Genomic DNA, 22,457 nt, shown 5'->3' with positions numbered 1-22,457 from the left:
CACAAGCTGCGTTTCCCTTCGCTTTCAATTTCCGTTCGGCAAAGGAAAAGCGGCCGGCGCTGGCTGCACCGGCCGCTGGTATGAATGCGGTTTGCCTCAGGACAGGCGGCGCGCCACCAGAAGCCCTGCCACGATGGCAAGCGCCCCGGCGGCCATCAGGACAGGCGTCAGGGAGGCGTCGTGCGGGTGCATGTGCACGCCTTCATGCGCCAGCGCAGGCGAGGCGGAGAGGGCCAGCAGCCCGAGCCAAAGGTGTTTCATGTGTCGATCTCCCGTTTCCGTTGCAAAAGGAAGTCCCTGATGTCGGTGACCGATTTCTCGTCCATCGACACGTAGACCAGGGACATGTTGGTGCGCTCCCGGACCATCTGGCCCGGAAACGGCAAGTAGCTGAGTTCACGAGACCCGAAGGACGGCGAGGCCGTGCCCACCTGCCAGTCGGTCTTCAGTTCCACGTCCACCAACTTCAGCGCCTTGGCGCCGCCCGCGCCGGGGCGTTCGAACGGCACACCCGCCAGCTTGAGGTAACTGGTCTTGTCCTTGGCCTGCAGGAAGCCCTCGATGAACTGCACGGCGAGCACCTGAAGGTCTGCGGCCTCGTCGTGGTCGTGCATGTGGGAGTGCAGGTGGTCGGTGTGCGGATGGTTGTGACCCGGCCCGTGGGTGTGGCCGTGGTCGTGATGATGATGGTGATGATGCCCATGCGGGCCGTGATCGTGTGGCATGGCGGGCCTCAGAAATGCGGATTGCGGTTGGACCAGCGCTTGCCCTCGAACTCGCCGTGCGGGATCGCGACCGGCTTGTCGATATGCTGCTTGTGCGCGCCGAGCTTGCCGTTGGCGACCAGCCCGCCCAGCACATCCACGATCACCCGCGTTCCCATCAGAGCGGTGATGTCGGATGTGTCGTAGGGCGGCGAGACCTCAACCAGCTCCATCGCGCAGATGCCTTCCGCGGCAATCCCTGACGCCAGCGCCAGCGCCTCACGCGGGAGGAAGCCGCCCGGCTCCGGCCAGCCGGTGCCCGGCACGAAGCCGCAGTCGATACTGTCGATGTCGAAGGACATGTAGACCATGTCGACCCCGTCCCAGGCCATCTCCAGCGCCATCTCGATGGTCTTGTCGACGCCCATCTTCTCCATGTCGCCCATGGTGATGATGTTGGTCTGCCGCTCGCGGGCGACCTTCACCGCCTCGCGCGGAACCTGCCACCCGCCGATGCCGATCTGCACGAGGTTCTTCGCCGGCACGTTCGGCAGGTTGGTTGAATGGAACCACGGCGTCGTGTGCATCCGCTCGTCGAGGTCCTTCTCCTGGATGTCGGCGTGGCGGTCGAAGTGCACGATCCCGATCTTCTTCGATGTGCATTCTGCGATGCCCCGCACGCAGGGAAAGCCGATGGAATGGTCGCCGCCGATCATGATCGGCAGGGAGCCGGACGAGAACACGTGGCTCACCGCGCGGCTGATCTGGTCGAAGGACTTCTCGATGTTCGCCGGGATGGTGAACACGTCGCCCGCGTCGCAGAGCGTCATCTGCTCGCGCAGGTCGACGCCGATCTCGTAGTTGTAGGGCGTATAGAGGGCAGAGATCTTGCGCACCCCCTGCGGGCCGAAGCGGGTGCCGGGCCGGTAGGTGGTGCCGCCGTCGAAGGGGATGCCCAGCACGGTCGCATCGTAATGCGCGACCTCCAGCACGTCCTCGGCATAGGGCGCCTTAAGGAAGGTGTTGATGCCCGCGTAATGCGGCAACTCTCCCCGCGCGAAGGTGGGGATCGACTTGTCGTCGATGGAATCGGCGCCGGTCAGACCCATGCGCAAGGCCCAGCGGCGTTCCTCGTCCCAGCGGCCCTCGGGCAGCTCGCCCTCTTTCTGCATGGCCTTCCATCCGGCCAGCTTGGTCAGGTCCGGGTGGTGGTGCCTTTTCTCGCGTCCGGCAAGACGTCTGGACATTGCACGGGGATCGCGGGCGCGGGCCTCGGCGTGGTGAAGCTCAGAAAACATCTCTGTCTCCGTCTCTTACCCCTGTCAAAGGGGGGGCTCGTTCCGGGCCTTGGCGTCGTCCCGTGCAAGGGGCCCGGCGGCTTGCACGGTGGATCCGTCGTCCTCGTCGGAAAGCTGCGTCAGCCCGGAGAGCCACGGAATGCTGTCGAGCAGTTCCTGATGCGGCTCGTGCCCGTTCGAGGAATCGAGGTCATGGGTGATAGTGGCGCCGAAGCGCTGCGGCCGTTCGGGATCGCGGCGGACCTTGTCGAAGATCAGCACGCGGTCGCCCAGTTTGAACGCTTCTTCGATGTCGTGCGTGACCATGAAGACGGTCATGTTCGTCCGCTCGCGCAGTTCCGTCAGGAAGTCGTGCATCGACAGCCGCGTGCCCGGGTCTAGCGCGCCGAAGGGTTCGTCCAGCAAAAGGATGCGCGGCTCGGCGACCAGCGCCTGTCCGATGGCCAGGCGCTGCTGCATGCCCCCCGACAGCGTCGCGGGATAATGGAGCGCCACGTGTCCCAGCCCGATCCGGTCGAGCGTGACCTGCGCCCTTGCCCGCGCCTCCTTCAGCCGCTTGCCGAAGAACCGCCCGAACGGGGTGCCGAAGCTTTCGGCGGCGACCACGTTGTCGCGCACGGTCAGGTGGGGGAAGACCGAATAGCGCTGGAAGACCACGCCCCGTTCGCGCCGGGGTTCCTGAGCGGGCGCGCCGCCCTCGATGCTGATCTCGCCCTTCGTGGGTTGCTCGTCCGCCAGCAGCATCCGGAGGAAGGTGGACTTTCCGCAGCCCGACGCCCCGATGATCGAGATGAAGGCGCCCTTCTCGACCTCCACGTTGACCCGTTCGAGGATCGGACGGTCGCCGTATTGCTTCCAGACGTTCCTTGCGACGACGAAACTCACAGACCTGCCTCCAGCCACGGGAAGGCCTTGCGCGAAAGCGTCCGCAATCCCCAGTCGATCAGGAAGGCCAGCAGCGTGATCCACGCGACGTAGGTCAGGATCACGTCCATGGCGAGGTAGCGCCGCACGAGGAAGATCCGGTAGCCCAGCCCCACGTCGGAGGCCACAGCCTCTGCCGCGATCAGGAACAGCCAGGCAGAGCCCAGCGAAAGCCGCACGTTGGCGATGAGCCTTGGGAGCACCTGCGGCAGGGCCACGCGCATGGCGATCACGAAGGTCGATGCCCCCAGCGTCTGCGCCTTCACAATCTGTTCGTGCGGGATGTCCAGCACCCTCTGCGACAGGTCCCGTGTCATGAAGGGCGTAATGCCGATGACGATCAGCACCACCTTCGAGGTCTCCCCCAGTCCGAAGACGATGAACAGGATCGGCAGAAGCGCCAGCGGCGGCACCATGGAGATCACGGCAACAAAGCCGGAGAACGTCCGCCGCACGTAGGGCAAGAGGCCGATCCCCATTCCGATCACCAGCGACAGGGTCGCGGCGATGGCCACACCGCCCAGTAATCGGATCAGCGACGCCCAGGTGTCCTTCCACAACAGGATCTCTCCGGTCCGCCGGTCCCCTTCGGTGAACAGCCGCACCGCCGTGTCCCCGATGGTCGAGGGCGCGGGCAAAAGCTTGTCCGCCGGGTTGGCCGTCAGGCGGATATCCGATGCGACGGCATAGGCGATGATGACCAGCACGAACGGCAGCGCGCCGAGCGCAAAGGCCGTCGGGCGGGAGGGGATGCGGTTGATGAGCCTCATGGCGGTCAGGCCCCGGCGCAGGGTCCGGGGCCCATGTCCTTACAGTTCGCCGTCCGCGGCCATCTGCATGTAGGTCGTGTCGAAACGGAACTTCACGTTGTTCTCGTCCCCGGTCACCGAACCGTCGGGATAGGCCACGCCGACGAAATCGGCCGATGGCGCGCCCTCGCCCAGGATGCCCTTGTCGAACAGGAATTCAGCCACGGCGGTCATCGTGCCGGGCAGTTCAGGGGACGAGGCCTGCGCCACGGCCTCGGCCGGATCATAGAACATCTCCGTCGCGGCAAGCTGCGCCTTGTAGCCTTCGAGATCGGTGCCCGACGCCTCTGCAAGCGCCGTCAGCACCTCTTCGTCGCCCGCGGCCATCAGGCCCATAAGCTCGTACCACGCGCCCGCGACCGCCTTGCCGAAGGCCGGGTTGTCGGCCAGCGTCTCGGTGTTGACCACCATGAGGTCGAGGATCTCGCCCGGAATCATGGAGCTGTCGAAGACCGAATTCGCCTTGTCGCCCGTGGCGAGGATCTCGGAGACCAGCGGGTTCCAGGTCACCACCGCTTCAACGTCCGAGGTCGAATAGGCCGCGATCATGTCCGCGTCGGATGTGTTGATGACCCCGTCGAGGTCCCGTTCCGACAGCCCGACGGTGTCGAGCCCGCGCGCCAGCAGGTAGTGAGACACCGACAGCTCGACGAGGTTCACCGGCTTGCCCTTCAGATCGGCAAGCGTGCCCTCCCCCTTCAGGATCACTGCGTCGTTTCCGTTGGAATAGTCGCCCACGATCAGCGCCGTGGTGTCCACACCGCCGCCCGCCGGAATGGACAGCGTGTCCATGTTGGTCGCGGACACCCCGTCGAACTGGCCTGCGGTGTACTGATTGATCGACTCGACGTAGTCGTTGATCTGCACGATCTCGACGTCGATCCCATACTTCTCGGCCCACTTGTCCATGATGCCGGAGGTCTCCAGATACCCCCACGGCATCCAACCGACGTAGATCGACCAGGCGAGCTTGAACTCCGTCTTCTCCTCGGCCGCCAGTGGCATGGCCGTGCTCGACAGCAAGGCGGCAGAGAGCGCGGCAGCGGTCAGAATGGCTTTGGTCATAAGTCTTCCCCGTTGTGCGTCCCGCCGTTTTCAACGTGCGTTTCACCCCGCTGGCGGAACAAAGAGATCAGGCGCGGACGAAACCGACGCAGTGAAGTCTCCCGGGATTTTGGCCCGCCGTGTGCCCTGCGGGAGTTTGCCCGCCGGGTGGCATTTCTCGGACCGAACCCGCTTGTCGCGGTGGAACCCTAAACGCCCTGCCCCTTCATCAAGCGGTGCAGTTTCGTGCTGCCGCAACTGCTCCCTCATCGCGGCGGAGACGTTCGCGCCATTCGCCCAATAATATGGCGAGCAACGCGGCCATTTGCCCAAACACCGGGCAGTTACCATCTGGCACGCGCTCTGCCCCGCGCCGACTCGGGCCTCCTGTCCCGCCCCACTGCACATTACGTGGGCACAGCCGCGCTTATGCGGACGTGTCGGCGACCGGACCCCGTCAGGTATTCAAGACTTTGCATGCCCACCGCCCCCTTCGCCGGTTCCGTTGGGTCCGGACATGTGCCAGACTGAAAAGAATTACTTTTACGCATTTGGGCGGTGACCCGACATGACCAGCAAAGCTGTTGAGGCAGGCCCAGCCCTGCCGCGACGCGCATTCGTCGCCGCGGCCTTGTCCGCAGTGGTCGCCGGAGGGGCCATCGCGCTCGGCATCATCGGGCAGACCACCATCGCGAAGACCGAGAGCTTCCGCTTCTCACGCGGCACGTCATTGGCTGACGGGGAAGAAGAGCGGCTGCGCGGCGTCCTGGCCTCTGCCCTGCCCGACGAGCGTATGCATGTCGTCATCGTCGGCCACACTGGCACGTCGGGCGACGCCGATGCCAACCTCGACCTGAGCGTGAAGCGCGCAGAGGTGGCCGCGCAGATGGCGCGGGCAATGGGTCTGCCGGACGACCGGCTGACGGTGACCGGGATCGGCGGGTCCGCCCCCCTGTCGCAGGAGGACAGCGAAAGCGACCGGGCGCACCAGTCGCGCATGGCGCGGGTCGACGTGAGCGTGCAGGTGCGCAGATGACACCGGGGCGCTCCCTGGGCCTTGCGGCCATCCTCGCCGCGGTGCTGGCAGCGGGGTTCGCGTGGTTCGTCAGGATGCCCCTGCCCTTTCCCGGCTTCTCCGCCGTCGCTGCCGCAGCCCTTGCCGCGCTTGCGACGCTTGCCATCGTGGCGTGGATGCCCGCCAGCTGGCTGTGGTCCGAGGCCGACCGCCTGCGCATGGCCTTCCGGGCACGACACGGCCTGTCCGACATGGCCGCAGAGCGCGCCCTCGACATGATCACGAAGGCCCACCAGCGGGCCGCCAACATGCGCGCCTCTGCCGCCGTCATGCGCGAGGACATCGCCGCTGAGGTCGACCGGCTGGCCGACCGGCTCGACGCCGCCGCACGCGAGATCTTCTACAGCCCGGACCGCCAGCGCAACCTCTCTGCGGTGCTCCTGCGTTCTGAACTGATCGAGGAAGCCGCCGCCGCCCACGCCGCGCTGCGCCGCCGCAAGCACACCTCGACCGAAGATCTGTCGCGCGAGAAGCTGCGTGCCGCCGTTGCCGCGATGAACGCCGCCTTCGACCAGACCGACCTTCTTGCCGCCCGCGGCCTTCTCGAAAACGTCGAGGTCGCGTCGGATGTGGCCGAGCGCCTGCTGACCCCGGCGCGCCACATGATGCCCGCGGACAAGGCCCCCACACCCCATTGAACCGGAGGTTTTCTTTCATGAACACATTTCCCTCTGCCTTCCTGACCGTCCTCCTCCTCTGCGGGCAGGCCGCGCTTGCCGCCCCCGGGGACCGGCTGGCCGAAACGGTCACCGATGGCGTCCGCGACTGCCCCTCGGGGTGGATCGAGGAGATGCCGCTGATCGCCTGGGGTGCCGATGGCGTGGTCGCCTATGCCAACGGCGCATCGCTTGAAAACGACGGCGGGATGCTGGGCGACGCGGGCCTGCCGCTGTCGCTGACCGTCGAGGACAGCTTCGAGGCGCAGCTCAAGGCCTACCTCGCCTGCGAGACGCCCTACCTCCGCGGCACGCTGGGGATGCTGGCCTCTGCCACCCCCGTGACGGAGTTCGACGCCCGAACCGAGCAGATCGTCTTTTTCAAGCACTCCTTCTCGGCCGGGGACGGCATCGTGGCCGGTGAGGGCATCGCGCGCATCCCCGACCTCAAGGGCAAGCGCATCGCCATCCAAGCCAACGGGCCGCATGTCGATTTCGTTGGGCGCATCCTCGCGGACGGCGGGCTGTCCTTCGAGGACGTGGAGATCGTCTGGGTCGCCGACCTGACCGGCGACGGCGACACGCCCGCCGCAGCCATGGCCGACGGACGCGCCGATGCCGCCGCCGTGATCCTGCCCGATGCGCGCTTCCTGACGTCCGGCGGCACTGTCGGCACCGGCGCCGAAGGCTCCGTCAAGGGCGCGACGATCCTGATCTCGACGCAAGAGGCGGCTTCGGTCATCGGGGACTACATCGCCGTGCGCGCCGACTACTTCGACGCCCATCGCGACGACATCGCCCGCATGGTCAACATCTTCTTCCGCGCCGAGGAAGAGATGCGCGCCTTCATGGCGCAGGACGGCAACCCGCAGCAGGCGGAGATGGCCGACCTCATGGCCAGTGAATTCCTGGGTGGCTTGCCGCGCGAGGAAGGCGTCTTCCTCTGGCAGGACGCGATCACCGACGGCTGGGCCGGCAACGCCAAGCACTTCGGCGATCCCAACGAGGCGCGCCGCTTCGAGGTCCTTCTGGGCGAGGTCAACGTCGCCCTGCGCGGCGCCGACAGGCTGGATGCGCCCGCCAACCTCGCCACCGCCGAATGGGACTTCGCCGCCCTGACCGAAGGGCTGACGAACCTCGACGAACGGCAGGTGGCCGCCTTCAACCCCGAGGCGGCCGCCGCGGCTGTGCAGAAGCTGCGCCGCACCGGGCAGCTCGACGCCAATACGAAGATCGACTTCGAGGTCTTCTTCGAACCCGACAGCACGACCTTCCCGATCGAGCTTTACGCCTCCGACTTCGAGGAAATCCTGCGCCTCGCCTCCACCTACTCCGGCGCGATCATCACGGTCGAGGGGCACTCCGACCCGCTGCACTTTTTGCGGCGAGAACAGGACGGCGCTGACAACGCCGAGCTGCGCGCGATCCGCACCTCCACCCAGAACCTCTCGCTCGACCGGGCGATTGCGGTGGTGGATGCGCTGACCGAATACGCCGCTGACCTCGGGGTGAAGATGAACCGCGACCAGTTCACCGTGGACGGAGTCGGCATCGCCAGCCCCCGCCACAACCCGCCGAAGACCGAGGCCGAATGGCGCGAAAACATGCGCGTCGTGTTCCGCGTGCTGACCGTGCAGGCCGAAGCCACCACCTTTTCACCGCTGCAATGAGGGAGAGACGACATGAAAATCGCCAAGATCGCCGTTCCGGTCGCCATCGTCGCCATTGCGGCGGTCGTGATCTTTCGCAGCCAACCGGGGTTCGACTGGGCCTCCATCACCTATGATCCCGTGCCGCCCGACTGGACGGCCATCGCCGCCTGGCCGTCGCAGGAGGCAGAGCTGGTCGACGCCCTCCCGGACCCCAACCGCCGGATCACCGCCATCGTTCTGGATGACAGCGGCTCCATGGAAGCGGACATGGACGCCGCGAAGCAGGCGGTGATCGACGCGCTGAAGGCCATGCAGGACACCGACCGGGTTGCGGTCGTGGCACTGAATGCCGGTGTCGTGCTGCCGTTCACCTTCGTCGGCGACGCGCGACGGACCCTTCCCGCCGCCCTCGCCCCGATCCGCGACTCCGGCTCCACCCCGCTGACACGCGCGATCCTCGACACCCAGGCTTTGCTGGAGGCCGAAGCCAGCACGGTCCGGGGTTTCGGCACCTTCCGCATGATCGTGACCACCGACGGCGCCGCCGACGATGGCGAGGCGCTGCAAAGGGCCATCGAGGATCTTGCCGCCCGGACCCCCATCCAGCTGACGACCATCGGCATCGGCATTCGCGGCAACCACGTCCTGCGGCGCGCGGACCTTGGCAGCTTCGTCGATGTCGCCAACGTGGCCGCGCTGGAAGGGGCGCTTCAGGCGGCAGTGGCCGAGAACGACAACTTCGCCGCCATCACCGAGTTCACGGACGGGGAGGGCTGACCCATGGGCCGCCGCATCGACCTGAACTGGGACGAATGGAACCCCGGCCTCGACACGGATGAGATGACCATCGCAGGGGTGCTCGCCACCCTGCCCGCGGCCGAACCCACGGACGTGCCGGAAATCATCCGCCGGTACGAGAACCCGGAAAGCCCGGAGGCCCTGCCCGGCGCCATCTCCCTGCCGCGCCACGACTGCATCCATGTCCTGCTGGGACGTGGGCTGCACGTGCAGGACGAGGCATTTATCATCGGCGCCACGATGGGCGCCGCGTCGGACATCACCGACGCGGCCATCGACACCTTCATCCGCGTGTCGACGACGGAGTACCCGAAACACTGGCGGTTCGAGGAGGCGCATATCGCCTCCTTCCGGCTGGGTGTCGGTTTCTCCATCGACAACCTGCCGGGCCGCAACCTGCACCTGATCCCCTTCGAGCAGGAACCGTGGCAGTCGATGACGGTGCGCGAGGCCCGCAAGGCGCTCGGCATCGTGAAGGACGAACTGCGCGCCTACTTCCGGATGGCGGAGATGTACGTGCCCGGCACCCGCGCCTCCCGTCGGCTCGACACCTCGGCCCACCGCAACGACGTGCGCATCGGCCATCGCGAGACGGAGTGAGCAAGTCGGGGTATTTCGGGCCCTCGTTTCAACCGGCCATCGGATCGGTCGTGTGGATGCCGTCTGGAATATCTCTCAGGGCGCGAGGCATCCGCTCGGTGGCACCCGCCTGACCGCACATGACGACCTTCCAACTGACGGATGCCGTGCGCTGATACCAAGGACTATCAGCCAGCACGCATGGCGGAAATTTGGGCGGCGGGGCAAGGCCCCCCGCCGCCCTCTTCGGCGATTTGACGGACTGCGCGGGCACTCACAACCCGGCAGCCAGACCAGCAATCCGCAAAATTCGGAAAACTGGTCCCGCGAACGCGTACACGGCACCGATGAAACCGCTTAATCCGGGCTTCAAAAGACGTGCCACGCCGAAGCAACTCAATACCGTTCAACAAGAACCGGTACGCACTGGCAAACCACAGCCACCCGCACCTCGGGACAAAGCCCCTTTGCGGCGCGCGCAAATATCATATCCAGTCGTCAGTCCACGCGACGGTAAAGACCATGTCCTCGCTCCCGACGCGCAGGCTGCCGCCGCCGAAGCCTCGTCTTGGACAAAGAAGACCTCCAGCATGCCGTCATCCACGATGCCGGTCGGCATCACGCTTGCCCCGACGTCCGCAATGCTGCCGCCGGGCCGGCGCACGTAGGCTCCGAACGCGTTGTCGTAGCACGATCTCGCCGCCCGCCAGCGGCGTCGAGGTAAAGACCTTCTGCAGCTTCCCGTCGGGGCCAGGTGGCGTCGTGCAGAACGGGTCGATCGGGGCCGGCGGCACCAGATCCTCAGGACCCGACCTTCGCCGAGGTCGAACACGCGGGTATCTCCCGGACGCGGTGATCCGGTGACGTTGTGAAGCCCCTGCGTATCGCCGGAGGAGGTCGTGTCCTGCACTGTGGGCATTGTAAATCCGTCTGACAAACAACTACGCGGCGACGACGAACAGGCCTGCTTCCTCAGCGGCGCAGCCTGCAAGATCAGGGGGAAGGACTGCTCGATCCTGCCGTGGCCGGACGGTTAACCATTTCAGGCCGGGCGCGCATCACCCTCAAGGGTGAAGAGCCGCCTTTATCCATCTTTTTCCGTAGCTTCGATCAGCCGCGCCAGGGCCTGCAGGACACGGTCCGCGTTCACCCACAACATGCTGCTGGCGCCCCCCTCGACGACATCGACAGGCCCGTGGCCATGGGCCTCTGCCCACTCCTGGACAAAGCCCACGCCCATCACCGGATCGGCGCTGCCGTGCAGCCAGCGGATCGGCACCTTGAGCGCCTCGTAGTCGCCGCCCCAGTCCGCCATCGCGGCGCGCCCGTCCGTCACCATGTGGCGCGTGCCCTGAGTGATCATGTGATGGACGCTCCGGCGGTAGAGGTCGAGGATCTCCGGCCGCTTCAGCGCCTCGATGTCCGCGTCCGAGCCGTGGAAAAACTTGTTCAGATAGGCGACGTGCCCGATCCGGTTGAACTGCGCGATGCCGATGCGCAGCAGCATCGCGAACATCGACGGGGTGTAGCGCGCCGCGATGGCCGCCACCCGCGTCTGCAGGTTCATGTGCCGGACGTGCCGGGCGTCGTCGATGGGAATACCGGCGCTCACCATCAGCATCCCGCGGCAGCGCGGCCCCAGCGCTCGGGCGATGCGGCAGGCGTGGCTGACGCCGCCCTGGTGCGCAACGATCAGCACTGGCGCGCCACAGCGCGCCTCGACCAACGCCAGCGCGTCGGACACGACCACGTCGTCATAGGCGCCCCAGTCGCGCGGGACCGAGGACTGCCCGAACCCGGGCCGCGACGGCGCCAGCACCTCCAGCCCCATGGACGTGAACCCCTCGATCAGCGGCGCGTTGAAATAAGGCCCGGTGATATAACCATGCACGAAGAGCACGGGCAGACCGCCGGCACGGCCGAACTGTCGATAGGCCAGGCGACGCCCCTCCCCCACGTCCAGCCGCAGGGCATCGGGCATGGCAGGGACATGTGGGGCCGCCTCCGGCAAGATGCCGGGTTCGGAAAACAGCGCCATCTGGTTCAGGATCGCGATCAGCTGCGGCATCCGGGCAAAACCGGTCTTGCCCAGGATCGCCTTCGCCTGGCTTCGTATGGTCTCCACGCTCCGGTCGCGCAGCTCGGCGATTTCCGCGTGGCTGCGGCCGCGCAGGATTTCCAGCATGACCTCGGATTCCGACACCGAAAGGCCGAAGGCCCCCTGGATCAGCGGCAGGCTGTCCTCGTCCCACGCCACACGCGCAATGGTCACCGCCAGCCCGCTGGAGGTTTCACCGCTGTCGGGGTCCACGTGCTGGTGTTGGGTGATACGCGCGACGACCCGCTCGCCGTCCTGCATCTCGAGCACGGCGGCATCGGTCTCCATCGGCAGGTTGCGTCGGGCGTCGGCCAGCACGCGGCGCAGATAGGCCGCCGTCTCGCCGGCAAGGCGCAGGTCGTCCAGTGCACAGGGGAACGTCAGGCCGAACAGCGAAGCCGCGTTGGAATTGCCGATACAGGTGCCTTTATGGTCGATGACCAGCGCCGCCAGCCGCTCCTTCACCAGCGCCGCGGGACGGGTGCGGGCTTCGGCTTCCTGCGCCTCAAGCATCTTCTGCAACCGATCCGAATGCGATTCGATGAGCGGATCGTGCAGGCCCTGCCGGACGTGACGGGCAGGCGCCGGATCGGAGGCGGAAGCAAAGAGGTAGGCCGCCGCGCTGTCGATCACCTCGTCGAAGTTGCCGGGATCGAAGGGCGCTTCGTAGGCGGCATCGAGGAACTGCAACAGCTTGCTGCTGATATCGGGCGGCGTGGTATTGTCGTCTTTCATCGTACTCGCCAGGTCGTCACTTGCATCCCCGGGACCATGCGGCGTTGCCAGGCACATAGCAATATGCCGGGGGTTTGCATGGCCTTCGTCGTGGCAGACAGACCGCTTGCCCGATCCGAGGCAGATGACAGCCCCCCCGCCTTACGAATTGTTGCCAGCGCCGCCCGGTCACAAAAGGGTCTGGCACCTTGTTCCTGCGCCGGAGTTCGGCACACATGGTTCGCGGAGCAGATCATGACCAACAGCGTTTCCGGAAGGACGCGAACACTGTGCAGGCAAAGCGCATCACCCGAAGACAGGCTATCGGCAGTTGCATGGCCTTTCCGTTGATTGGCCTGTCGTCCAGTGCCAGCGCCGCCCCGTCAGACGCTTGGCTCGCCTGGAAATCCCGTTTCCTTGGCGCAGACGGTCGTGTCACAGACGACACCGGCGGCGGCATCAGTCATTCGGAGGGACAGGGATACGGGCTTCTGCTGGCGCAGGCATTCGGTGACCGCGCCGCCTTCGAAAAGATCGAGGCATGGACGAAGGACAACCTGCTGGTCCGTGACGAGGCCTTGATGGCATGGCGCTGGGAGCCCGGCGCCGCCGTCACCGACTGGCACACCGCGACGGACGGCGACCTCTTCCGGGCCTGGGCATTGTTGCGCGCCGCGCGCGATTCCGGCTGGCCGGTCGACACGCCCGACCGCATCGCCGCCGACATCGCGTCGCTGTGCCTTGCACCCGATCCGCGTGCGCCAGGCGAGCTGCTGCTGCTGCCCGGAGCCGAAACGCGGAGGGCGCCCGACCGCGTGCCGTTCAACCCGTCCTACATCATGAGCCGCGCCCTGAGGGAACTGGGCGAGGCGACCGGGCAGACCGACCTCCTGCGCGCCGCCGACCATGGCGAAACCGTTCTGCGCGAACTCGCCGCCGCCGGGTTCGTGCCGGACTGGATCGACGTGACCCCGGACGGCTTCGCGCCGCCCGCCGACCACGACCTGCGTGCCGGGTACGACGCGCTTCGCGTGCCGCTGTACCTCGTCTGGTCGGGGCGTCGCGATCATCCAGCGGTGACACGCGGGGCCGAGGCGCTCTCCCTTCCCGACGATCCCTCCGGCGTAGCCGTCAGGCGCGATGCCCAAGGCGCGCCTGTCGACCGCAGTGACCTGCCCGGCTATCGGTCGATCCTGTCTCTGACACGCTGCGAAGCTGTGGTCGTCACGCCGCAGTCGATCAATTCACAACCATATTATCCGGCAACGCTTCACCTTTTTTCACTTCTCGCTGAACGTGAAAATGATTCTTGCTGAAAAACTCTAAGGTTGCGAACTTCGGAGTCTGCCGGCACCAAACCGAGGGACACCATCTCCATGCGTTTCACCCGACTGATCTTAGGCATCCTCGTCGTCCTCGCGGCTCTCTGGATCATCGTCGGAGAACAGATGGCCGGTGCCAGCGGTGACGCGGTGGTGAACGCACGGGTCGTCACCCTGCGTGCGGACACAGCCGGACGCATTGCAATGCCGAACCGGCTGCTCGGTTCGCACGTCGAGATCGGCGAAGGTATTGCCAGCGTCGACGACGCCCTCGTCGATGTCATCCGCCTGAATGATCTGCGCATGGAGCGCGCCTTCCTCGACGCAGAGGCGGGCCGGATCGAGGCGGATCTGGCGGCGTCCGGCGCCATTCTGGAAGGCCTGAAGACACGCGGCGAAACCTTCCACGCGCGCCGGCTGGAGGAGGTACGCACGCGGTTGTCGCATGCCCGTGCGCGCCTGGCCCTTCTGGAAGAGCGCGGCGCCGTCGATGCCGGGGAACAGCGCGTAGTCGACGCCGTCGACCCGGACCAGGACCGCCTGCCCGCGGAACCCGTGCTCTTTGAACTGGCTCTGGATCATGCCCGCGAACGGGTCGAGGTGCTGGAAATCGCCCTCGCCGCGGCCGAAGCCGGCGTCTTCCTTGGTGACGGCTACAACGACGCGCCCAACTCCGAACAATATGCCGTCGTGCTCGAAGGCGAGATCGCCGGGCTGGAGGCCAGCCTCACGGAGACACGCCAGCGGGCAGAGGCGGTCGACGCCCGCATCGAACGCGAGGAGGTCCGCGTCAACACCCTGCGCGGCGGCCAGATCGAGTCGCCCGTGCGCGGACTGCTCTGGACGGTGCTCCAGTCGGACGGTGTCACCGTGCAGCGCGGCGATCCGGTCATGACGCTGGTCGACTGTGCGTCGGTCATGGTCACCGTGCCGGTCAGCGAAAACGTCTACAATCGCCTCGAAATCGGGCAGGAAGCCCGGGTCCGCCTGAACGGGTCGAGCGAGGTGCTAGACGCGACCATCTCCCGCCTTGCGGGCAGCGGGGCCGCAACGGTCTACGAACACCTCGCCGTCGCCCCCAGCCAGCAGCACCTCGAGCGTTACGATGTGGCGCTGACCGTTCCGGCGCTACGCGATGCCGGGAACGAGGGCTGCATGATCGGCCGGACCGGGCGGGCCTTCTTTGACGATCGCCCGTTCGACTGGCTGCGCGGTTTCTGATGAGGGGAATGACCGGCTTCCCGTATCTCGGAGAGTTCTCGGCCAGCCTGATCGACGTGTCGCTGGTTGCGGGCATCGGGCTTCTCCTGCCCTTCGTCGTCGACCGGACCAAAACGCTCCACCGCGCTTTGCTGTTCTTCGTGGCCTTCCTGCTGGCCTTCCGTTACGCGTGGTGGCGCACAACAGAGACACTGGCCCCGGCGGGCTGGACCTTCGACATGGTGGCAAGCTGGTCGCTTTACGCGATCGAAATGGCCGCCCTGTTAGGCAGCCTCAGCGCCTTCGTCATCATGTCGCGCCTGCGCCTGCGCGGCGCCGAGGCGGACAAGTACGAAGGCTGGTGGGGAGACACCCCGCCGCGGGTCGCCATCCTCATCGCCACCTACAACGAGGATCTGGAGGTGCTGGAGCGCACCATCGTCGGCGCGAAATCATTGCGCCACACCGACAAGCAGGTGCTGGTCCTCGATGACGGGCGGCGCGACTGGCTGCAGGATTTCTGCCGCCGGCAAGGCGTGCGCTACATCCGGCGCCACGACAACAAGGGGTCGAAGGCAGGCAACATCAACCACGCGCTGGCGGTCTTGGCACAGGACGCCGAGACGCCGGATTTCGTGGCCGTGCTCGACGCGGATTTCGTGCCGCACCGGGGGTTCCTGTCCCGCTGCCTCGCGCTGTTCCACGATCCGAAGGTCGGACTTGTGCAGACGCCGCAGCACTTCTTCAACGCCGACCCGATCCAGCACAATCTGGGCGTCAGCCGGTCATACCCCGACGAACAGCGCTTCTTCTTCGACCACATGCAGCCCGCACGGGACGGCTGGGGCATCGCCTTCTGCTGCGGCACCTCCTCTGTCGCCCGCTGGGACGCGGTCCAGTACATCGGCGGCTTTCCCACCGACAGCATCACCGAGGACTTCATGCTGACGCTGGCCCTGCAGGACGCGGGCTGGAACACCGTCTACCTCGACGAGGCGCTGACCGAGGGGCTCGCCCCCGAGGGCCTGAAGGAATACGTCACCCAGAGGGCACGCTGGTGCCTTGGCCTGATGCAGATCGCCCGCTCGCGCCTCGGCCCCCTCGCCCGCAACAACCTGCGCCTGCGCGACCGCTGGAGCGTCGCGGACTCGGTATTCTACTGGTTCACGACCTTCCTGTTCCGGCTGGCGGCCATCGTCTACCCCCTGCTCTACTGGTTCTTCAACATCACCGTCGTGGACGCGAGCCTGCCGGACGTCGTGACCTATTTCGGTTGCTACTACCTTTGGATTCTCACGGTCCTGAACACCCTGAGCCGTGGCATGGTGGTGCCGATCCTCAACGATGTCAGCCAGTTGATCGGCGCCATTCCGATCAGCCGCGCGGCCATCGTCGGCTTGATCAAGCCCAAGGGCCACCCGTTTTCCGTGACCGCCAAGGGCGGGGACCGGTCCCGCATCGTGGTGCAGTGGCGGCTGATGGCGCCCTTTGCGATCATGCTGGTGCTCACGGTGATCGGCCTGTCGCTGGGCATGATCTGGGACAGCTTCGCCTTCGACGAAGCGGGCGACGGCAAGTGGGTCATCCTGTTCTGGACGCTCTACAACCTGCTGGTCCTGTCGGTCGCGGTTGTCGCCTGCATCGAACTGCCCCGCCGCGAACGCCATGTCACCGACTCGCCGGAACGGGCCGCGTTCGAGACGGATGGAGTCAGCCGCAAGGTCTGGCTCGTGTCGCTGACCGCCGACACGGTGCGCATCCGCGGGCGGGTCTACCCGCAGGGCACCTCGGGCTGGATCGACATCAAGGACGTGGGCCACGTACCGGCACAGGTCATCGCGAGCACCGTTGATGGCGCCCGGCTCCTGCTTCGGCCATCCGACGAACAGCGCGAGGCATTGATCCTGCGCTTCTACGCCGAAGGGGCCGCCCCCGGCGTGGGGGGCGTGCGCACCGCCGCTCTGCTCGAGGACCTCGGGCGGCGGTTCTCGTTCAACTCACGTCCGCCGCGCTAGGACGGTAATCCCTCTGCTCCTGAATCCGGGCCACCGCTGCGGACAACTGGGCGATCTCGCGGGTGTTGCCGCGTTCGGGCGGGAACTCCTCGTCGCCATTGGCAATCCGTGTCGCCGTCTGGGCCAGCGCCTCGATCGGCCGGACGAACAGGTACACGAATATGGCCGTCAGCCCCGCCAGCAGCGAGATGGCCGACAGTACGACCGCGCCAATCGTCCCGAGGGCGTCTTGCATGGCAGGCGCGAAGGAGGCCGCCTCCAGCCGCCCGACAACGCGCCAGCCGAAGTTCGGCAGATCGTCGTACGTGACGCTGGGCACGAGGATGGAGAAGTAGTCCTTCCCGTCCGGCCATGTTTCCCTGTCGGAGGCCGCGACCCCCGCCTGTGCCGCCCGCATGATCGCCAGCCCGGAACTTCCGGGGTCGGCCTCCGTCGTCCAAAGCGACACGCTGCCGTCCGCCGCCACAAGGAACAGGTCGATGTTCAGCGTCTCGGCGGTTTCCGACAACTGGCGTTTCAGCCAAGCGGCGTCGATGTGCATGCCCAGGACACCCGTCACCTCGCCCGCCTCGTCACGGACCGGAAGCGCAAGGTCGATGAACCGCGGCACGTCGCCCTCCGCCGTCTCGGGCAATAGGGACGCAAGCAGGACAGCCTCGTGCACATCCCCGGCAAAGCCGCCGCGCAGTCCGCCGCGGAACCACGGGCGGGACGACACATCCTGCCCCACCAGCATGTTTCCGGAGGCATAGCGCACGTTGCCCGCCGTATCGGCCAGCCCCACCCAAGAAATCCGCGAACCGTCGCCCTGAAGTCCGGCCATGAGCGCGGTGATCTCGTTGTCCGAATGGGTTCCGATCATGCTCGCCAGCTGCTGCAGGTCATGCCAGTCGGAGTGCAGAGTGCGGGCGAGGTTTTCGGCCGCCGACTCGGTCCGCAGGCGCACCGCGTTGTCGAGCGCGGCGGTCGTCAACTGCTCCGACCGGCTCGATATCAGCAGCCAGATGAAGCCGGAGAGAATGACGCAGGTGACGGCAACAAAGCCAAACACCGCATGCGCCAGACTGATTTGCGAGATCGTTTGCCTGGGATCGACCAACAGTAACACTCCCTTGGAACAAGCGCATCGATTCAAGGTTTACGATAACTGTCAAACCACTGTCTTGCGAGGCAAATGCCTTTGCCCCGTCAACCTTAAGATGTGCATACGTGGTTAATGCGCGCGCGTTACTCAGACTGTTTCGCGATGGGCCGACCAGTGGACCGGGGAACCGGACATGCATGGCCCTTCCCCGCTCCGTGCGCCGTCCAAACATGGGACCGTAAATTTGCTCCACCCCAGCCCGGAGGACTCGCCCGCCGCGCCCCGAAACCGTCCATTCAATTTGGGTCTTCCCCGAAATATGCGTGTTTCGCAGGCGAACCGGCGCTGCACTCCCGGGTCGTCCACAAGCTGTCACCGCAGTTTCGCATTTCGGAACGACAATGAAGCGTTTCGCGTCGAACTAAAATTTGACCATTTGGTCCGGCGCGCGCATTCTGACCGGAATAACAAAACACGACAGAGAGGATATTCCATGACCAGAACACTCATGCTGGCCACGACCGTGCTGGCGGGTCTCGCGTCCGTTGCGCAGGCCGACACGCTGCGCCTGCTGACATGGGGCGGCTACGCCCCCGACGACGTGGTGGCGATGTTCGAGGAACAGACCGGCCACACCGTCGAAGTCACCAAGTCCAACAACGAGGAAATGATCGCCAAGCTGCGCGCCACCGGCGGCGGCGGCTTCGACCTCGCGCAACCCAGCCAGGACCGCGTGATGGGCCCGCAGATGGAGTTCGGCATCTACAAGCCGATGGACGTCTCCAAGCTGAACCAGGACCTGTTCATCCCGTCGATGCTGAAGGCGACGATGGAGAACACCACCGTGAACGGCGACGTCTACGGCGTGCCGCACGTCTGGGGCACATCCGGCCTCGTGCTGAACACCGCCGAGGCAGGTGACGTGGTCAAGGATTACACCGACCTCTGCGATCCGGCTGTGGCAGGCAAGGTGTCCTACCGCCTGAAGCGCCCCACCCTGATCGGCTTTGCCTTCGCCATGGGCGAGGATCCGTTCGCCGCCTACGACGACGAGGCGAAGTACCGCGAGATCATGGAAAAGGTCGAGGCCAAGCTGACCGAGTGCAAGGCCAACGTGAAGACCTACTGGGGCGGCGGCGACGAACTGATGAACCTAGTGCGGTCGGGCGAAGTCACCGCCTCCATGGCCTGGGACACCGGCGGCTGGAAGCTGAACGAGGACAACGCCGACATCACTTTCGTCGCGCCCGCGTCCGGTGCGCTCGGCTGGATCGACACCTTCGTGCTGCCCGCCAAGGGTCAGGCCGATGACGTGGCCTACGAGTGGATCAACTTCGTGATGCAGCCGGAAATCGCGGCCAAGATCACGGAAGCGGCGGGCAACTTCACCGCCTCCGCAGGCGCCGACGAATACGCCGAGGAAAGCCTGAAGGCCAAGTACCAGGCCAGCTTCCCGCCGGAGGCCGTGGACAACATCAAGTGGTATCCGCCGGTCCCCGCCGGGCTGGAAGCCATCGAAGGCGAAGTGCTGGACCGCGTCCAGGCGGCCAACTGACAATTCGGGCGGCTCCCTTCGCGGGGGCCGCCCCTTCTGCGCGGAATTCTCATGACCCCTGATCTGGAATGCGTCGACCTCGTCAAGCGGTTCGGCGAAACCACGGCTGTCGACAACGTCTCCTTCTCGGTACCGCCGGGCAGTTTCTTTTCGATCCTCGGGCCGTCGGGCTGCGGCAAGACCACGATCATGCGGATGATCGCGGGCTTCCTCGACCCGACCTCGGGGGACATCCGAATCAAGGGCGGCTCGGTCCTCGACACGCCGCCGAACAAGCGCCCAGTGAACATGGTCTTCCAGCACCTGGCGCTGTTCCCGATGATGACGATTGCCGAGAACATCGGCTACGGGCTGCGCCGCCGGGGCATGGCCAAGGCAGAGATCGCCCGCAAGGTGGACGAGGCGCTGGACCGCATCGGCCTGCCGGGGATCGGCGGGCGCAAGGTCGATGAACTGTCCGGCGGGCAAAAGCAGCGCGTGGCCATCGCCCGCTGCATGGTGCTGGAGCCCGACGTGCTGCTGCTGGACGAGCCGCTGGGGGCGCTGGACCTGAAGCTGCGCGAACACATGAAGGTCGAGCTGAAGGCGCTGCAGGCGGCCTTCGACACCACCTTCGTCTACATCACCCACGACCAGTCCGAGGCACTGGTCATGTCCGACCAGATCGCCGTGATGAACGCCGGCCGGTTCGAGCAGGTGGGCACCGGGCAGGACCTCTACTACCGGCCCGGCACGCCCTTCGTCGCCGGGTTCATCGGCGAGTCGAACCGCTGGAAGGGCCGCATCGAACGGACAGAGGGCGACACCATCCAGTTGCGGACCGAGAGCGGCCTCGCCATGCGGGCCACCGGCGCGGCCCTCTCCGAGGGCGCTATGGCCGAGATTTTCGTGCGTCCGGAATCGATCCGCCTTGCCGGCAGCGCCGAAGCTCTGTCCAGCTTCGACAACCGGCTCAAAGGCACCGTCACCAGCATCCTGTTCAACGGCGCGGCCAGCCGCGTGCTGGTCGAGGACGACGCGGGCGAAACGCTCGAGGTCACCCTGCCCCAGTCCGGCGAGTTCGCGGCCCTGAAACGGGGCGACACCGTGCACATCGGCTGGGGCGCGGGTCAGGCCATCTGTTTCGGAGCCGGCTGATGCGCAACCAGTCCCGCATCACCTTTATCCTGCTGCTCACGCCGCTGGTGCTGTGGCTCGGGCTGCTGATCATAATTCCGCACATCGACATGCTGCTGATCTCGCTCAGGGAACGCATCAGCTTCGGCGTCTACGAGCGCAGCCTCACACAGTACGAGAAGGCCCTGACCGAACCGCTGTACCTGCGCACATTCTGGCGCACCGCGGTCATGTCGGTGCTGGCGACGGCCATCACGCTCGTCATCGCCTTCCCGGTCTCCTACTACATCGCAAAGATGGCCAAGGGGCGGTTGCAGCAGGTGCTGTTCATGCTCTGCCTGATCCCGTTCTACGTCTCGGAGCTGGTGCGCACCTTCGGCTGGATGATCCTGCTGCGCGAGACCGGTCTGGTGTCGAGCCTGCTGCAATGGACCGGCCTCGCCGATCAGCCGGTGGAGCTGCTGTATACGGACGCCACAATGATGGTCGGGCTGGTCTATACCTCGATGCTCTTCATGGTGGTGCCGCTGGTCACGACACTGGAAAGCCTCGACGACAGCGTGATTGAGGCGGGCTACGACCTTGGCGGCAGCGGCCTGTCGGTGCTGCGCGAGATCATCATCCCCCACGCCATGCCCGGCATCGTGTCGGGCTGCATCGTGGTCTTCATGCTCTCGCTCGGCAACTACCTGACGCCCACGATGCTGGGCGGCAAGGACAGCCTGTGGTTCACCGAGATGATCTACAACCAGTTCATCGTCCGCTCGAACTGGGAGCTTGGGGCCGCCTTCGGCTTCATGCTGCTGGTGCTCAGCTCCGTGATCGTCTGGGGGATGCTGCGGCTGACGGGCCGCACGCTGAAGGAGACGATGGGATGATCCCGACCATTCCCTCTTCCCGCGCCTTCCGCGTGCTCTACGGCAGCTACGTGGCGCTATTCTTCGTCTACCTCGCGCTACCGCTGACGGTGGTCGCGGTCTTCGCCTTCAACGACAGCCAATTCCCCTCCCTGCCGTGGGAAGGCTTCACCTGGAACTGGTTTTTCGGGGACGAGCGCCCGCAGATCGGCGTCTTCCACGAACGCGGCATCCTGCGCGCGGTCGGCACTTCGGCCTTCGTCGCCCTCTGTGTGGCGGTGCTGTCGGTCTGCGTCGGCACCACGAACGCCTTCCTCTTCAACCGCTACACCTTCCGCGGCAAGGGGCTGCTCTACGTGCTGATGCTGCTGCCGCTGGTGATCCCCGGCATCGTGCTGGGCATCTCGATCCTGGTGTTCTCGTCCACTCTGGCGAACGGCATCTGGGACCTCGCGCAGATCGACATCCAGGCGCTGCGGCCCGGGCTGCTGCTGGTGATCCTCGGGCAGTTCAGCTTCATCACAACAATCGCGACGCTGGTGATCTCCGCCCGCCTGCAGAAGTTCGACCGCACGCTGGAAGAGGCCGCCTTGAACCTCGGCGCCGACCGGCTGACGGCGGTGCGCACGATCACGCTGCCCTTCCTCGCGCCCGCGATGATCGGCGCGGTGGTCGTCGCCTTCCTGATGAGCTTCGAGAACTTCAACACCACGCTGATGCTGGTGGGCTCCGACGCACCGCTAACCATCGCCATGTTCGACCGCCTGAAGGAAGGCTCGACCCCGCTCCTGAACGCGGTCTCCCTGCTGCTGATGCTGGGGTCGTCGCTTTTGGCTCTGGTGGTCATCCTCTTCCAGCGCCGCCCCTGAAGGCGGTCCCGGCCTGCATCCTCGACAGACGAAGTCACCGGTGTCGGCGCCGACCAGCGGGACTGTCCCCGCTGTGCCGGTGGTGGCG

The 22,457-nt window shown here is 66.0% G+C and carries 20 protein-coding genes and 1 riboswitch; of the genes, 12 read left to right on the top strand and 8 right to left on the bottom strand.

All coding sequences use genetic code 11. From position 1 onward, the window contains the following. Nucleotides 1-96: 96 nt before the first annotated feature. From CDO87_RS17495 to CDO87_RS17470, 6 genes are read right to left on the bottom strand one after another with little or no spacing between them, the layout of a single operon-like run. Nucleotides 97-261, bottom strand: a complete 165-nt coding sequence (locus CDO87_RS17495; protein ID WP_100929970.1) for a peptidase M23 — start codon at nt 259-261, stop codon at nt 97-99. Continuing rightward, nucleotides 258-725, bottom strand: coding sequence for a hypothetical protein (locus CDO87_RS17490; RefSeq protein WP_100929969.1), 468 nt, complete (start codon nt 723-725; stop codon nt 258-260). Before CDO87_RS17490 ends, CDO87_RS17495 begins: the two co-directional genes overlap by 4 nt. 8 nt (nt 726-733) lie before the next feature. Then, on the bottom strand, nt 734-2,002 hold the full coding sequence (locus CDO87_RS17485) for an agmatinase family protein (RefSeq protein ID WP_254698189.1): 1,269 nt from the start codon (nt 2,000-2,002) through the stop codon (nt 734-736). Between the two features lie 24 nt (nt 2,003-2,026). Then, nucleotides 2,027-2,887 carry an ATP-binding cassette domain-containing protein gene (locus CDO87_RS17480; RefSeq protein WP_100929968.1) on the bottom strand — a complete coding sequence of 287 codons (861 nt, stop codon included), beginning with the start codon at nt 2,885-2,887 and terminating at the stop codon, nt 2,027-2,029. Beyond that, the gene (locus CDO87_RS17475) at nt 2,884-3,696 is read right to left on the bottom strand and encodes an ABC transporter permease (protein WP_100929967.1); all 813 of its coding nucleotides are present in this window, start codon (nt 3,694-3,696) and stop codon (nt 2,884-2,886) included. Before CDO87_RS17475 ends, CDO87_RS17480 begins: the two co-directional genes overlap by 4 nt. A 39-nt stretch (nt 3,697-3,735) precedes the next feature. Then, nucleotides 3,736-4,800 carry a putative urea ABC transporter substrate-binding protein gene (locus tag CDO87_RS17470; RefSeq protein WP_100929966.1) on the bottom strand — a complete coding sequence of 355 codons (1,065 nt, stop codon included), beginning with the start codon at nt 4,798-4,800 and terminating at the stop codon, nt 3,736-3,738. Between the two features lie 96 nt (nt 4,801-4,896). Further along, a riboswitch (guanidine-I (ykkC/yxkD leader) is annotated at nt 4,897-5,003 on the bottom strand. Between the two features lie 344 nt (nt 5,004-5,347). Here CDO87_RS17470 and CDO87_RS17465 point away from each other — a divergent pair. Genes CDO87_RS17465 through CDO87_RS17445 form a run of 5 tightly spaced genes read left to right on the top strand, consistent with a single transcriptional unit; the run spans nt 5,348 to nt 9,560 of the window. Continuing rightward, complete coding sequence (locus CDO87_RS17465; protein ID WP_100929965.1) at nt 5,348-5,815, top strand: OmpA family protein; 468 nt, start codon at nt 5,348-5,350, stop codon at nt 5,813-5,815. Then, nucleotides 5,812-6,492, top strand: coding sequence for a hypothetical protein (locus tag CDO87_RS17460; protein WP_100929964.1), 681 nt, complete (start codon nt 5,812-5,814; stop codon nt 6,490-6,492). The genes CDO87_RS17465 and CDO87_RS17460 overlap by 4 nt, the downstream gene beginning before the upstream one ends. A 17-nt stretch (nt 6,493-6,509) precedes the next feature. Next, complete coding sequence (locus tag CDO87_RS17455) at nt 6,510-8,180, top strand: ABC transporter substrate-binding protein (RefSeq protein WP_100929963.1); 1,671 nt, start codon at nt 6,510-6,512, stop codon at nt 8,178-8,180. Nucleotides 8,181-8,192: 12 nt separating this feature from the next. Then, on the top strand, nt 8,193-8,939 hold the full coding sequence (locus CDO87_RS17450) for a vWA domain-containing protein (protein WP_100929962.1): 747 nt from the start codon (nt 8,193-8,195) through the stop codon (nt 8,937-8,939). Between the two features lie 3 nt (nt 8,940-8,942). Continuing rightward, nucleotides 8,943-9,560 carry a hypothetical protein gene (locus tag CDO87_RS17445; RefSeq protein WP_100929961.1) on the top strand — a complete coding sequence of 206 codons (618 nt, stop codon included), beginning with the start codon at nt 8,943-8,945 and terminating at the stop codon, nt 9,558-9,560. Between the two features lie 1,063 nt (nt 9,561-10,623). On the opposite strand, the gene CDO87_RS17440 is transcribed toward CDO87_RS17445, so the two are convergent. Then, nucleotides 10,624-12,372: an alpha/beta hydrolase gene (locus CDO87_RS17440; RefSeq protein ID WP_157815026.1), complete on the bottom strand. Its 1,749-nt coding sequence runs from the start codon at nt 12,370-12,372 to the stop codon at nt 10,624-10,626. 314 nt (nt 12,373-12,686) lie between these two features. Here CDO87_RS17440 and CDO87_RS17435 point away from each other — a divergent pair, with 314 nt between their 5' ends. Genes CDO87_RS17435 through CDO87_RS17425 form a run of 3 tightly spaced genes read left to right on the top strand, consistent with a single transcriptional unit; the run spans nt 12,687 to nt 16,888 of the window. Beyond that, on the top strand, nt 12,687-13,667 hold the full coding sequence (locus CDO87_RS17435; RefSeq protein WP_100929959.1) for a glycosyl hydrolase family 8: 981 nt from the start codon (nt 12,687-12,689) through the stop codon (nt 13,665-13,667). 60 nt (nt 13,668-13,727) lie between these two features. After that, nucleotides 13,728-14,894, top strand: coding sequence for an HlyD family efflux transporter periplasmic adaptor subunit (locus tag CDO87_RS17430; protein WP_100929958.1), 1,167 nt, complete (start codon nt 13,728-13,730; stop codon nt 14,892-14,894). 8 nt (nt 14,895-14,902) lie between these two features. Beyond that, the gene (locus CDO87_RS17425; RefSeq protein WP_100929957.1) at nt 14,903-16,888 is read left to right on the top strand and encodes a glycosyltransferase; all 1,986 of its coding nucleotides are present in this window, start codon (nt 14,903-14,905) and stop codon (nt 16,886-16,888) included. Here CDO87_RS17425 and CDO87_RS17420 read toward each other — a convergent pair. Beyond that, nucleotides 16,866-17,987 carry a cache and HAMP domain-containing protein gene (locus CDO87_RS17420; protein ID WP_198521741.1) on the bottom strand — a complete coding sequence of 374 codons (1,122 nt, stop codon included), beginning with the start codon at nt 17,985-17,987 and terminating at the stop codon, nt 16,866-16,868. The genes CDO87_RS17425 and CDO87_RS17420 overlap by 23 nt on opposite strands. A gap of 478 nt (nt 17,988-18,465) precedes the next feature. Here CDO87_RS17420 and CDO87_RS17415 point away from each other — a divergent pair, with 478 nt between their 5' ends. The 4 genes from CDO87_RS17415 to CDO87_RS17400 are packed head-to-tail and all read left to right on the top strand — an operon-like array spanning nt 18,466 to nt 22,369. Then, nucleotides 18,466-19,527, top strand: a complete 1,062-nt coding sequence (locus CDO87_RS17415; protein ID WP_100929955.1) for an extracellular solute-binding protein — start codon at nt 18,466-18,468, stop codon at nt 19,525-19,527. A gap of 51 nt (nt 19,528-19,578) precedes the next feature. Beyond that, entirely contained in the window at nt 19,579-20,664 is a 1,086-nt protein-coding gene (locus tag CDO87_RS17410; RefSeq protein ID WP_100929954.1) for an ABC transporter ATP-binding protein, read from the top strand. Beyond that, nucleotides 20,664-21,521: an ABC transporter permease gene (locus CDO87_RS17405; protein WP_100929953.1), complete on the top strand. Its 858-nt coding sequence runs from the start codon at nt 20,664-20,666 to the stop codon at nt 21,519-21,521. The genes CDO87_RS17410 and CDO87_RS17405 overlap by 1 nt, the downstream gene beginning before the upstream one ends. Then, nucleotides 21,518-22,369: an ABC transporter permease gene (locus CDO87_RS17400; RefSeq protein ID WP_100929952.1), complete on the top strand. Its 852-nt coding sequence runs from the start codon at nt 21,518-21,520 to the stop codon at nt 22,367-22,369. The genes CDO87_RS17405 and CDO87_RS17400 overlap by 4 nt, the downstream gene beginning before the upstream one ends. Nucleotides 22,370-22,457 lie beyond the last annotated feature (88 nt).

Source organism: Sagittula sp. P11, assembly GCF_002814095.1.
GTDB lineage: Bacteria > Pseudomonadota > Alphaproteobacteria > Rhodobacterales > Rhodobacteraceae > Sagittula.
The sequence above is the reverse complement of the archived record's forward strand: the minus strand, read 5'-3'. Positions and strand labels throughout refer to the sequence as shown.